At 56.8% G+C, this 13279-nt stretch carries 11 protein-coding genes; 4 read left to right on the forward strand and 7 right to left on the reverse strand.

Annotated elements, in window-relative coordinates:
• Nucleotides 1–5: 5 nt before the first annotated feature.
• The 4 genes from ACGJAX_RS21740 to ACGJAX_RS21755 form a co-directional block, all read right to left on the reverse strand.
• Nucleotides 6–1889 carry an integrase gene (locus ACGJAX_RS21740; protein WP_390956112.1) on the reverse strand — a complete coding sequence of 628 codons (1884 nt, stop codon included), beginning with the start codon at nucleotides 1887–1889 and terminating at the stop codon, nucleotides 6–8.
• Nucleotides 1882–2514, reverse strand: coding sequence for a hypothetical protein (locus ACGJAX_RS21745; protein ID WP_390956113.1), 633 nt, complete (start codon nucleotides 2512–2514; stop codon nucleotides 1882–1884). Before ACGJAX_RS21745 ends, ACGJAX_RS21740 begins: the two co-directional genes overlap by 8 nt.
• A gap of 496 nt (nucleotides 2515–3010) precedes the next feature.
• Nucleotides 3011–4243 (reverse strand): NADH:flavin oxidoreductase/NADH oxidase family protein, encoded by a 1233-nt coding sequence (locus ACGJAX_RS21750; RefSeq protein WP_390956115.1) that lies wholly within the window; start codon nucleotides 4241–4243, stop codon nucleotides 3011–3013.
• 74 nt (nucleotides 4244–4317) lie between these two features.
• Nucleotides 4318–5397, reverse strand: a complete 1080-nt coding sequence (locus ACGJAX_RS21755) for a saccharopine dehydrogenase NADP-binding domain-containing protein (protein ID WP_390956116.1) — start codon at nucleotides 5395–5397, stop codon at nucleotides 4318–4320.
• Between the two features lie 194 nt (nucleotides 5398–5591).
• On the opposite strand from ACGJAX_RS21755, the gene ACGJAX_RS21760 reads away from it, so the two are divergent.
• Both ACGJAX_RS21760 and ACGJAX_RS21765 read left to right on the forward strand, forming a co-directional pair.
• Nucleotides 5592–6392, forward strand: a complete 801-nt coding sequence (locus tag ACGJAX_RS21760; protein WP_390956117.1) for a DJ-1/PfpI family protein — start codon at nucleotides 5592–5594, stop codon at nucleotides 6390–6392.
• A 29-nt stretch (nucleotides 6393–6421) separates the two neighbouring features.
• Complete coding sequence (locus tag ACGJAX_RS21765) at nucleotides 6422–7426, forward strand: acetoacetate decarboxylase (ADC) (protein ID WP_390956118.1); 1005 nt, start codon at nucleotides 6422–6424, stop codon at nucleotides 7424–7426.
• 15 nt (nucleotides 7427–7441) lie between these two features.
• On the opposite strand, the gene ACGJAX_RS21770 is transcribed toward ACGJAX_RS21765, so the two are convergent.
• From ACGJAX_RS21770 to ACGJAX_RS21780, 3 genes are all read right to left on the reverse strand, one after another.
• Nucleotides 7442–7921 (reverse strand): MerR family transcriptional regulator, encoded by a 480-nt coding sequence (locus ACGJAX_RS21770; protein WP_390956119.1) that lies wholly within the window; start codon nucleotides 7919–7921, stop codon nucleotides 7442–7444.
• Between the two features lie 753 nt (nucleotides 7922–8674).
• Entirely contained in the window at nucleotides 8675–10021 is a 1347-nt protein-coding gene (locus tag ACGJAX_RS21775) for a PQQ-dependent sugar dehydrogenase (protein ID WP_390956120.1), read from the reverse strand.
• A 165-nt stretch (nucleotides 10022–10186) separates the two neighbouring features.
• Nucleotides 10187–11110 carry a LysR substrate-binding domain-containing protein gene (locus ACGJAX_RS21780; RefSeq protein WP_390956121.1) on the reverse strand — a complete coding sequence of 308 codons (924 nt, stop codon included), beginning with the start codon at nucleotides 11108–11110 and terminating at the stop codon, nucleotides 10187–10189.
• Nucleotides 11111–11285: 175 nt separating this feature from the next.
• On the opposite strand from ACGJAX_RS21780, the gene ACGJAX_RS21785 reads away from it, so the two are divergent.
• Together ACGJAX_RS21785 and ACGJAX_RS21790 are read left to right on the forward strand one after the other, a co-directional pair.
• Complete coding sequence (locus tag ACGJAX_RS21785; RefSeq protein WP_390956122.1) at nucleotides 11286–12425, forward strand: iron-containing alcohol dehydrogenase; 1140 nt, start codon at nucleotides 11286–11288, stop codon at nucleotides 12423–12425.
• Nucleotides 12426–12498: 73 nt separating this feature from the next.
• Nucleotides 12499–13278, forward strand: a complete 780-nt coding sequence (locus ACGJAX_RS21790) for an enoyl-CoA hydratase-related protein (protein WP_390956124.1) — start codon at nucleotides 12499–12501, stop codon at nucleotides 13276–13278.
• The last annotated feature ends 1 nt before the right edge of the window (nucleotide 13279 follow it).

Below are 13279 nucleotides of genomic sequence, written 5' to 3' on the forward strand. Positions count from 1 at the left end.
TTGGTTCAGAAGGTGAAAACTTTCGTTAATTTGACGCGCTCTGGAGTGTTTGTGATTGAATCCATCTCCGCCGCCTGGACGGGAGGCGCTTCATCCATGACACGACCAGTCTGCTTATATAAAGTGGTCGCAACGCTTCTTGATGCATTCCCAGTCGGTGATTTATGACGCCGAAGTGCATCGCATGGCATCTCGCCGCGCGCGAAATGAAATTGACGTTCCCTGGTCGCCTTCCATAACTCAGAACGTACTTTCAGGCTATGCGGTTGAAGACACCAAGGATGCGGCGCACTTAGAACTCCCACGAAAACGCCATCCTCATCCAAAAGCCTGATGAATGAAACATCTTCTCGAGAGTATTCAATGAACATTTTCCTGCCCACAGAATCGCTTCTTAAAATATCAAGGTTTTTGTACTTCAAATACGCGAAATTGATATAAGCCCCTCCGTATTTTGAAGAGGTTTTCACCACCACTGACTCTCTGACCATTGTAAACAACAAGGCGTCTCTATAACTTTCTGGTAGTTTGTTCGACGGGAGCATCGATTCATCTCGCCGCAGACAGAATACCTCGAGTGGCGAATGCGCCTGCAAAGAAGAGTGAGATCGCCCATTGTAGTCAGAGATGACGATATCGATAGAGCTTTTCAGTTCCTCCAGAGTGAGCAGCATTTGCAGTGGGTTTTTCGATTTCGGAGATAATCGCGATATAATTTTATCGCGGCTGTCGCTGCCAGTGGTCCCGATTATGCGATGGGAGTAATGCTGCACAATGAACAAGAAAAAACGCTCAATGATTGGTCTATCGTTCGGTGTATAAGTTCGACCAAATTCGGCAGCACAGCCAACACGATCATGAAGAACTCGAACCACATGTTTGGCTTTGTGGGCCCAAGCGTTGTCAAGCTTTAAGGTTGCCCAGGTTTCCCAGGCACTACCATGCTCACTTGGAAATCCGCCGGAACTCGCGTATTTGATTTTTTCTAATGCGTGGGGCGGTCTCTGGTGTGGTGCTAAGCTGTAGAATATTGCTTTGAGGACATCGATCTGATCATACGTTTGGCCAAGCGCAATCGAATAACCCAATACGCAACGCGAATACACATCAATTAATAGGACAAGCCAGACCCGTAAAATTTCATATCTGATTGGTTGTCCATAGCTGTCAATTTCCTCGATAGCTAGCCGGATATCAATCATGTGTCCATCCGCTTCTACCTGCTGCAGAATGTCAGTTGGTGGCACAATATCTCTTGTATCCGAATCATGTCTCTCTTTCTCCAGTAGCGCCATCAGTTCTTTGTTCTTTTTTTTCAAATATGCCCTCAAGCCAGAACGCGCATACGTTTTGCGATTATAGGGATACTGTTCACTACTTACTCCCACTGATGCGCACTGCTCAAGGAAACTGTTATGTATAATATCAAAGTAATCGCCCCCTTCTTTTCGAGGCTTGTATGAGCGAGCGGTTTTTTCCAGCCAAGGCGCTAACTCAGGGTAATCATTTATGAGTTTACTGAATGCCCCTGCATCGCCTAGACCTCCTGAGCAACTCGTACTTTCCAGAGTCTTTTCTCGGCTATACTTTTGCAGTGAGGTACGCCGGTAGGGAATGGCACCTCTAAAGCCCACGGGTACTCCATCGCGATCTAGCTCAAGGCATCTATTGATAGTCCGGTACAAGCCACTACGATTGAGTCCATATTTTTCCTCAATTTCGCCAAGCGTTGCGCCTTCTTTTAGAAATGCACGGATTGCCTTGATTCGTTTCTCCGTCCTTTCTCGAATATCTTCAGAAAGAAGGTCAACGTCAATGCTTTTCCAGGCGTCGCAGTCATTTCCGCTAGCCAGGTATTCTTTACGACAAAAGCGACTTGAATCACTCATGCCCCACCCGAACCACTTTTATCTGGGTTAATCCGCGAATCCTTTTACTCTGCACGTCAGTTATCGCTATTCTTCCACGTCTCACAAGCTCAAATAGTAGGCCTCCCGCATTCTCTGGAAATCGCTCTTGCAAGCTCAAAACTGCGCCTTGTATTGTGTCCTGGCCTCTTTCAACAAAGCGTAGCGCAGAATCCAGATTCCTCTCACTCAAAGACTCTTTAAACTTATTAATATAGGACAACATGCACAGTAGGTTTTCGGCATGCGTCTGATCTTCCAGACGGCATTGTGCAGTCAGGAAATCACACTGAATATCATTTTTTTCAGCGTACTCTAAAATTTCATTTTCGGCGTTCCCACTCAGTTCTCGCTTGGAAAACACGAATTGTGTAGAACTAGCGACTTCGTATTTGAGCGCCACTGAAATTTTTCTGGCGGTCAGATTTAGCACGATCTGATTTGCAAACACATCGGTAGCGAAGGGATTAAACTCAATTACAGCCCAGCGCCAGAAACTCGGGCGGCAGTACAAACGTATTTGACTGGCATTTTTTGGGCTGTAAACCAAAAATTCGGGGGCTCCCCCAGGTCTGCCTTTCGACTCTTCAGTAATGAAAGCCGTCATCTCCCTAGCCTCGCCTTTGAAATGCAAGAAATGCCAAGAAATATCAAACAGTTACAAAGTGTCAAAATTGCAGCATGATCGCTAAAGTTTCAAATTCTTAGGAATTATGGCTGCCCTAGCCAATGATGCTAGACTGCTTAGAAATAACTAAAATAGTTTTTTATCGCTTTCGACGATGAAAAGAATTATAAAACCTATAAAATTCTCCTTAAGTGTAGCTTTTCAAGAAGTTTCAAAATTACTTGGTTGCACTATTAGGGAATCGCAAGCCAATTCCACCATTCACCGGATTGAATTTCGGCGTTCACCGGTATCCCTATGCATCAACGGCTTATCACAAAGCGGCCCTCGAAGAGCCCTTTTGTACTCAAACAAAAAATCACTTGGTCAGTCAGGACTCAATAGTGACCATCCGTTCAATCCGAACCCGTACCGCTAGGCTGACATCTTTCACCGAGGGCTCGCCCTTAATGGTCTATGCCTCGTCATTATTGACTCACATCGAACGCTTCTCTATCCAACGCCGGTATTGCCGAGTGCGAAATGCCACGGCGATCTGCTGCAAAATCAGCGCGCGCAACGGTGACACGTTCGGATCAGGCTTTTTCACCCGACTCAGTTTGCGCAGTTGAAACTTCACCACTGCCATGTTGGCCAAGGCTGCGATGGCCTTGTTTTTCCATTTGATAGGCGGCAATTGCGGGGAATTGTCCTTGCCCAGCAGCCAGTCACGCGGCAGATGCGGATCGATGGCCAACGCCGTTCCGATGCCCACCATATCCACACCACTCTGCACGACGCTTTCGGCAATCGGAAGGCGACGTATTCCGCCAGTGACCATCACCGGCATATTGGCGACGGTCTGGATGTCCCGGGCAAACTCGACAAAATAAGCCTCGCGAGCCAGCGTGCGACCATCGCGCGCCTCCCCCTGCATGGCCGGGACTTCGTAACTGCCTCCGGACAATTCCACCAGATCCACGCCCAGATCGTTGAGCAGTTCAACGACCTTTTTCGCGTCGTCGGCCGTGAATCCTCCGCGCTGGAAATCGGCGGAGTTGAGTTTCACCGCTACGGCAAACTCCGCAGAAACCACAGCCCTGACTGCCTTGACGATTTCGAGCAGCAACCGCGCGCGGTTTTCCAGGGAACCGCCCCACTCGTCCATCCTTTGGTTGGTCAGCGGAGAAAGAAACTGGCTCAACAGATAGCCGTGGGCGGCATGGATTTCCACGCCGGTGAATCCGGCTTGTTCGCCGAGACGCGCGGTGTGCGCGAAGCGCTGAATGACATCCTCGATCACGTTTTGAGTCATCGCATGAGGCATAGCGAAACGCTTGGACATTTTGCCCAGCTCCAGCGGCACGGCTGACGGCGCCCAGGTCTTTTGCCCGAGGTTGGCCTGCATCTGACGCCCCGGGTGATTGATCTGCAACCAGAACTGGGCACCGCCGGATCGACCAATCCGCGCCCAGCGCTTGAACTTGTCCAGCTGCCGATCATCCTGCAACACCACGCCGCCCGGCCCGGTCATGGCGCGACCGTCGACCATCACGTTGCCAGTGATGATCAGTCCGGCTCCCCCATCGGCCCACGCCTGATACAGACGCATCAGTTCTGCGGAGGGTGCCTGGTCGGCGTCCGCCATATTTTCTTCCATGGCAGCTTTGGCGATTCGGTTCTTAATGGTCGAACCATTGGGTAGCATCAGGGCGTCGAACACATTCACGGGGCAGTCCTCAAGTGGAGATGAGGCCACCATAAGATTGAAGTCAACTTTAAGGTCAATGGCTTTTTTCAAGGTCATTCAATGTTGATTGCATCTGACCCAGGCAAGTGAGTCACCAGATCGGCACCCAACAAACGCGCAGGCGTGTAGGCACCGCCGGGCAGACGCGTCTGCAACAGATACTCGACCACCGCCAACGCAGCGTCGATCGTCAGGCTGTAGACGTTCGCCGTGTGCACGCGGGCGACTTTGCATTCACCGCGAGCGTTACGAGCCTCGCCCCACACATAGGTGCCTTGATCGGCACGTTTTGCCCGATCCGGGCCGATAACCGTCTTGCCGATGCGCGCTTTGAGCAGCCGCTGTACAAACGACAAACCCAGCAACGGCCGAATCAAGTTGGCCAGCCTGGCGCCGCGAATCATCCCCGCCGAGCCGGGTATGAACACCTCGATATTGGCAATGCCGGTGGTGTGCCAAGCGGTGGACACATCGCCCCAGGGAATGGTCATCGCTAGCTTCTCCCCAGCACCGAAATCGATACGACGTACACGATAGGCCAGCGGCACCGAAACGATCTTGCCGTCACGCCTGACTTTGCCGCCCTGCGCCAGGCCTTCGATAGAAGTCTTGGCAGTGCCAGGCGAAAAGCTCGAGTGCGAATCGAAGCCCAGCGCCAGATGCGTCGCATCCGGCAGCGCGTTTTTCAGTGCGGCGGCGACGCAGTCGGTCGGGACTACATCGAAGCCGACGCCGGGGCAAATGACTACGCCCGCTGCCCGCGCCCGGTCATTCAGGGACTGGGCATGTTCGAATACGGCAATCTCACCGGTGATGTCCAGGTAGTGTGCATTGGCCCGCAGGTAGGCTTCGATCATCGGCGCGGCGGAAGCTGAAAACGGCCCTGCGCAATGCAGCACCAATCCGTGGCCCTTGATCTGCGCAAGCAACCGCGCGTCATCATCAAGTCCGAACACCCGGGCTTCAAGGCCCAGTTCCCGGGCCAAAGTCTCGACCTTGTCACGACTGCGCCCGGCCAGCACAGGCTTGAGTCCACGCTTTGCAGCTTCACGAGCGATCAACTCGCCCGTGTACCCGTTGGCGCCATAAATCATCCATTTCATCTGGGTATCCGGATTGTCTTGCTGACTCATGCGCTGCTCCTAAATGGATTGATGACGAGCGTTATTGCCCTGCCCAATCAACTTCAGACGCTAGCGTTAAAGTCAGGTTGAGGGTCAAGCAAAAGTCCGGAAGCACCGGCGAAAATTATTTGCAGCAACAGGGTTGACCTTAAAGCGAGGTTTAAGGTGAGCATGCGCTGACCTGCTTGAATGATGGAACCCGGATGATGCTGAAGACCCTAGTTTCCTATGCCCTGATATTGATAGGTGGTGCTTTCATGACGTTTGCAAATGCTGAGTCGGCTGCTACCAGGGATCGCCAGATACTGGTGATCATGACCAATCACGCCAGCTATCCCACACGAACCGATACCACGGGACTGTGGCTGACCGAGTTGACCCACTTCACCGATGTGGTTGAAGCGGCCGGGTACACCACCGTGTTTGCCAGCCCCAAAGGTGGCGCGGTGCCTCTGGACGAACGCAGTCTGGGCTGGTTGTACATGGACAAGGCCGCCCGTGAACATTTGCAGTCCCCTGCTTTCCGCGCTCGCCTGCAAAATACGATACCGATCGCCGATGTCGATCCGTCCCGGTTCAGCGTCATCTACTTCACCGGGGGCCATGGGGTTATGTGGGACTTCCCCGATAACCCTGACCTGCGGCGTGTCGCCGAAACCATCTACAACCAGGGCGGCATCGTCTCTGCCGTGTGCCATGGCGTAGCGGGTCTTCTGGATCTGAAAGATGACCAAGGTCAGTTGATCATCAAGGGCCGAAAAATCACCGGATTCTCCAACCAGGAAGAGCTGTTTTCGGGCATGAAAAAGCAGGTGCCGTTCTACCTTGAGGACAGGTTGGTGAGCCAAGGCGCGCACTACCACAAGGGCTGGCTACCGTTCACTTCATTTGCCGTTACCGATGGAAGGCTGGTGACCGGCCAAAACCCTCAATCGCCCAAGGCCGTGGCTGAAGCCGTGATGGCCGTGCGCTCCGCCGACAACGCAGCTCGCAGCCCCCTCTAGTAGATCCCACCACCCCGGAGAAAGACCAATTGAAACGCGCAAGCGCCGTTTTAACAGGATTGCTGTTCAACACGTTTGCCAACGCTGTGTTGGCGGAGACACCTGAAAGGCCCAGCCCGACCGTCACCACCACAATCGATATCGCAGGTCACCAAGTGCCCGTCGTCAAGGGCGGCCTCTACGACCGTTTTCGCTCCAACCCGCCGTTGTCAGTGATTGCCACCGAAATACCGGACGTTGATTTAAGCTGGTTCAAGAGCTTGGCGAAGAACAAGGTCGACATTGGCTTTGAGTCGTTTTCGCCCAACTTCTACTATCAGAACAGTCGTGTCACGGCGGTCTATACGGCCGATCTGGATCGGCTCCGGGCGCTGATGCCGCCTGAAGTACTGGCAGCCGTGCAGCCGCTGCAAGTCTGGCCGGGCCGTGGCTTGATCGCGTTCACCGCATACACCTACGAACATTGCGATAACGATGCCTATAACGAAGTGGCCGTGTCGATCATCACCAACAAACCGGGCAAAACCAATCTGGGGCCGATCACGTTGATTGGCCAGTCGATGTCTGGAGACTTCTGGGGTTATGTGCTCAAGTTGCCGGTCAATACTGAGCTGGCGCGGGTGCGCGGCGTCGTCGGTTACAACCTGCCGAAATGGCTGACCGGCATAGATCGCAAAGAGGATGCGCAATCGGTGATCTATGACATCACCGACAGTCAGACTGGCAAACTGGACGTGTCCTTCACTGCGAAGAAGCTCGACAAATTGTCCCGCGACGAGGATATCGTCACCAGCAGTTTCACCAACCTCGATCATCAGGGCCAACTGGCCTACGGCTACGCGGTATCCCGCCAGCTCAGCCACGGCTCCAGCCGGGACGCAGATGCGGCCACGCTCACGCTGAGCGACGGTAGCCTGTCGAACTACCTCCGCTCCCTGAAGCTGGGGAAGATGATGAAGTACGAATATGTGCCTGAATTCCAGAGTGCGCTCTATGCGCCAAAACCGCTTGTCACTCTGGTTGGCGAGCGCTGAAAGCTGTTCCGCCCATCAGGCCCCGGAAGCCTCACGGGCGGTTCTTTTCTTGGACGATGCTGCCGCACGCTTGCCTGAAGCGGGAGTCACGCCTTCTTCGCGCAGACGATTGATCAGCAGTTGCGCATTGTCCGCACACGCCATGCCCTCGGGCTTACCCTCGATGCCCTTGATGACCAGCAGCAATTGCTCCTTGTTCTGGGCCAGCCGTTGCTGCAGCACTTCGATTTCCTCAACTTTTTGCTTGAGGCCACTGAGCAACTGGTCGTGCTGCCAGCCACTCGCATTCATCGGCATCAATTGGCGGATTTCCTCCAAAGAGAAACCCGCCGCCTGCGCACCGGTGATGATCTCCAGCACCCACTCAGTGTCGGGGGCGTAATCGCGATAACCATTGGCTTTGCGTTCGACCGACTTGATCAAGCCGATCGCCTCATAGAAGCGGATGCGCGACGGTGCTAAGCCGCTGATTTTCGCCAGTTCACCAATTCTCATATCGCGCCCCAAAAAACCTAATGACCTTAAAGTTCACTTTAAACCTAAAGTCATCAACCGGCCAAGCGGCTCAGTTTCAATACGTTGCTCCCCCGTCACGAAGCTCATGGGTACCGAAGCTCACACCTAATGTCGTTCCAGGATTTGGCAATCCCAAGGAGTCCTCTGCAGATAAACCAGAGGCTCCTCATGAATATAAATCTGTGAACATTTGGCTCCATACACCCGGAGAAAACCCGCTAGTGATTGGGGTTTCGATCGCTCATGAACAAAAAGCATCGCCCATACGTTAAATAATGTGTCAGGCCGGGCCCTCCAAGGCCTAACCTCGACCACCGCCCTGTTCGACGATGCACAGATCGCAAGCTGCCCTGACGATCACAAGTCGCGCATCATGCTGCTGGGCGATCCGCGATCGCTCGCTCAGCCGCCTACTGGTTTAAGAATCCGCACGTCTGCAAGAAAACTTCGGCGCAGCGATCCGAATTTCACCCCCCCGGGCTGCCACTGCCCGAATTCGCTTACATCTGGCGCCACTCGCACTCTGGTTCAACATGAGCGCAAATTGCCACCGAGGCCGGCCCCGACTCCTGCCATTCGAGCTCATCAAGAATGAGCCGTCCGGTGAAATCAGGAAACTGCCCCACCACAAGCTCGTTGTGTGGGGCGTTTTCTGACTTTGCTGGCCGGTGTTCCAAGGCCTGGCGCACTGGTGTCTCAGGTTGCCTTCATTGCAGGGGGCAAAGGCACATTTTACTGAACAGGTTTCATGGCTGTGATGCGCCAAACCTTGTTGCCCACGTCATCGGCAACCAACAATGCCCCACGCTGGTCAAGCGCTACGCCTACTGGACGCCCTTGTGCTTCGCCGCCGGCAGTTAGGAAACCAGTCAGAAAGTCCACCGGCAGCCCCGAAGGTTTGCCGTCGTTGAAAGGAATGAACACCACCTTATAGCCGGCCTGGGGATTGCGGTTCCACGAGCCATGCTCGCCGACGAACACGCCATTAGCGAAGCTGGCGGGCATGCCTCGGGCATCGGAGAACGTCAGGCCCAGCGGCGCGACGTGGGTGCCCAACGCGTAGTCCGGCGCGATAGCCTCGGCCACTTTGTCCGGGCGCGGCGGGTCCACGCGAACATCGACGTGGGCGCCGTAGTAACTCCACGGCCAGCCGTAGAACGCGCCGTCCTTCACCGAGGTCAGGTAATCCGGCACCAGGTCGCTGCCGATTTCGTCCCGCTCATTAACCACGGTCCACAATTGGCTCGAACCGGGCTTCCAGGCCAGGCCATTGGGGTTGCGCAGGCCACTGGCGAACAGGCGCTTATTGCCACTTTTGACGTCCACTTCCCAAATTGCCGCGCGCCCTTCTTCCGCCTCCAGGCCGTTCTCGCCGACGTTGCTGTTGGAGCCCACCGTGACGTAGAGCTTGGTGCCCTCGGGGTTGGCGATGACGTTTTTGGTCCAGTGGTGATTGATGCCGGCGGGCAGGTCGGTGACTTTCACCGGTGTGGCGCTGACCTCGGTCTGCCCCGTGTTGTACGGCACTTTGACCAGGGCATCGGCGTTGGCAATAAACAGCTCATTGCCCACCAACGCCATGCCAAACGGTGACGTCAGGTTACTCATGAACACTGTACGCACTTCGGCGCGGCCATCGCCATCGGCATCACGCAGCAGGGTGATGCGATTGGCACTCGGCACATCTGCCCCGACCCGGCCCATCACGAAGCCCATGACCGTGCGCTTGGCCCAGGCAATCGGTCCGCTGCCGCCGTCGGTGGCGCCTACCGGCATCGGTGGGTGGTTGCTCTCAGCGACCAGCAGGTCGCCATTGGGCAGGGTGTAGACCCAGCGCGGGTGATCCAGATTCTCCGCCAGTGCGGTCACCTTGAAACCGGCGGGCGCCGTGGGCATGGCATTGCCCGGCCAGCCGATGGCCTTGGACACTTTCAACGTGGGGATCAGCGAGGTGGCAGGTTCCGGCAACTGCGGCGCCGGGCCGACACTGGCCTGGGGCGGCAATTTGGAAGACTCGCCACAGGCGCTGAGCAGTGCGGCGGCGGTGATCAGGAGCGCAAGTCGGTTGGACACATTCATTGTTCTAACCTCGCGGTGGCCATCCATGGGCCCGTTATAAGACAGACAAAATCCCGGCGGAGTATCGCGGCGCTGATCCCTGACAAACACCGCGTCTGGCTCAAATCACATTTGCCGTAATTGCACGAATGCGCGATTGCAAACCCCGTCAGTATTCCAACAGCCTCACACAGGGTTCAGCAACGCCTCCCGTAACAGCCGCGCGGCGGGCGAATCCGGGACGTTTTTGCGCGACACCAGCTCATAGGGTTCGCTGCGGGAGGTGATGGGCAGCGGGAGCGTGGTGGTAAAGCCGTAGCCGGAGCAGAACTTGGCCACGTCGGTGGACACCAGCGCGACCAGGGTCGGGTTTTCCTGCAACAGAGACAGGGTGGCGAAGGCCGACGTGGTTTCCAGCAAGTGCACCGGGAAACGCAGGTCGGCCTCGTGGAACTCGCGCTCCAGCAGCAAGCGCATGGGCATGTTGGCGCGATAGACCACCCAGCGATAATCCACCAGGTCCTTGAGCGAGAGTTGCCGGGCGTAGGCGAATGGATGCTGGGTGCTGGCGATCACCGCCAGGGTTTCTTCGACGAAGGTCGAGCTCTCATACAAGTAAGGCGTGGTGCTGACGGTGGTGCGACAGATCGCCAGGTCCAGGCGTCCGGCGTCGAGTTGGCTGAGCAACGCGGCGCTGGTGTCTTCGACGATCTCGATGGACAGCTTCGGGTGGTCGGCGATGACCCGGCTGATCGCGGTGGTCAGCAGCGGCACGGCGCCCATGATGGTGCCAACGCACACGCGGCCGCCCTCGCCGCTCATGATGCCGATGATCTCTTCGCGCAGGTGTGCGAGGTCGGTCTGGATCAACCGGGCGTAGCGAATCACCGAGCGTCCGGCATCGGTGGGTTCCAACCCGCGGTTAGTGCGGGTGAACAACGAAGTGCCGAAGGTGGTTTCGATTTCCTGCAGGGCTTTGCTGGCCCCGGGTTGGGTCAGCGCAACCTGTTTGGCCGCGCCCAGCAAGGAGCCGTGGTCATCCAGGGCGATCAACAAGCGCAGTTGCTTGATGTGCAGGCGGGACATGATTGAGTTGAGTGAGGGCGTCATCAGGGTTAACTAAAAGTTATAGAGGTATCGAAAGTTGTCAGTATCGGGGCGCGCCGCGACGGCCCTATAGTCCACCCCACAACCAGGCAATGCAATGGGTTTGACCCGAGAGCGAGAGCCCTCCTGCCCCGGACCGATTGCAACAATAACAATCCTGTATAACTTGTGGTGAATCATGTCCCTCATCAATTACGTCACCAAGATCCAGTTCGGCTACGACAGCCTGGAGCATCTGGCCGCCGAAGCCGAGCGCGCCGGCATCACCCGGCCGCTGATCGTCACTGACATTGGCGTGCGCAATGCCGGCATCGTCGACAAGGTCATCGCGGCCCTGGGCGGCAGCCTGACGCCGACGATTTTCGACGCCACCCCGCCCAATCCCAACGAACATGCGGTGCGTGAAGCCGTCGCGCAATATCGCCTCGGCGAGTGCAACGGCATCATCGCCGTGGGCGGTGGTTCGTCCATCGATCTGGCCAAGGGTGTGGCGGTCTGCGCCACCCACGATGGTCCGCTGCAAAGCTTTGCGGTGATTGAAGGTGGACTGGATCGCATCACCGCCGCCACCGCGCCGCTGATCGCGATTCCGACCACTGCCGGCACCGGCAGCGAAGTCGGCCGCGGCGCGATTTTGATTCTCGACGATGGCCGCAAAGTCGGCGTGATCTCGCCGTATGTGGTGCCCCGCGTGGCGATCTGCGACCCGGAACTGACCCTCGGCCTGCCACCGATGCTCACCGCCGCCACCGGCATGGACGCCATCGCCCATTGCATCGAAACCTTTATGGCCCCGGCCTTCAACCCCGCCGCCGACGGCATTGCCCTCGATGGCCTGTGGCGCGCCTGGGAACACATCGAACGCGCCACCTCCGAGCCCGGTGATCGTGAAGCACGGATGAACATGATGAGCGCGTCGATGCAAGGCGCCCTCGCGTTCCAGAAAGGACTGGGCTGCGTGCACAGCCTGTCCCACGCCTTGGGCGGGATCAATCCGAAGCTACATCATGGCACCTTGAACGCGATCTTCTTGCCGGCCGTCGTCGACTTTAACGCCAACGCCCCGACTGTGCGCAACGAGCGCAAACTCGAACGACTGCGCCACGCAATGGGCCTTGGAGCCGGGGCCGATATCGGCGTCGCCATCGAAGACATGACCCGTCGCCTCGGCCTGCCAACCCGCCTGAGCGAGATCGGGGTCGATGAGAGCTTGTTTGCCGGGATCATCGAGGGCGCCCTGCACGATCACAGCCACAAGACCAACCCTCGGGAAGCCTCGCCGGCGGACTACCGGTCGATGCTCGAACAATCGCTGTAAGCAAGCGCTATCCAACAACAATAAATCAGGAGGCAACCGCGTTCTCGGCCCAGCTGAGGACAGCGGAACAATCATGAAGCCCACCGTCCTTATCGAACGGCAAGCCGCCATTGCCATCGTCACCCTAAGCCACCCGGGGAAAATGAACGCCCTGACCCTGTCCATGTGGCAGGACCTGGGGGACGTCATGACCGAACTGTCCGCTGACACCAGCGTGCGTTGCGTGATATTGCGTGGCGCCGGCGAGCAAGCCTTTGCCGCTGGCGCCGATGTCAGCGAGTTCCCCAGCGTGCGCGCCAATCAGGCCCAAGCTCGCCACTATGCCGAAATCACTTCGGCGGCCATGCGCGCCGTCGTCGAATGCCCGCACCCGGTGATCGCCATGATTCACGGCGTGTGCGTCGGTGGCGGCCTGGAAATCGCCGCGTTGTGCGACCTGCGCATCTGCGGCAGCTCCAGCCGTTTTGGCGCACCCGTGGGCAAGCTGGGCCTGGTCATGTCATACGACGAAATGGCCGGTCTGGTGGCGCTGGCCGGGCGCTCGACGACCCTGGAGATTCTGCTGGAGGGTCGCATTCTCGACGCCAACGACGCCTACGTGAAAAACCTCGTGACCCGGGTCGTGCCGGATGCCGAAGTCGAATCCGAAACCCTCGCCACCGCCAAACGCATCACCCAGGGCGCGCCCCTGGTCGCCCGCTGGCATCGCCATGCTGCGTTGCAGCTTGAGGCCGGCGTGGCACCCACCGCCGAGCAGATCGACGCGAGTTATTCCTGCTACGACACCGCAGATTTTCAGACTGGCCTGAACGCATTCATCGCCAAAGCCAAACCACACTTCGAGGGTAAATGAT

The organism is Pseudomonas moorei (assembly GCF_042846945.1).
Classification (GTDB): Bacteria; Pseudomonadota; Gammaproteobacteria; order Pseudomonadales; family Pseudomonadaceae; genus Aquipseudomonas; species Aquipseudomonas moorei.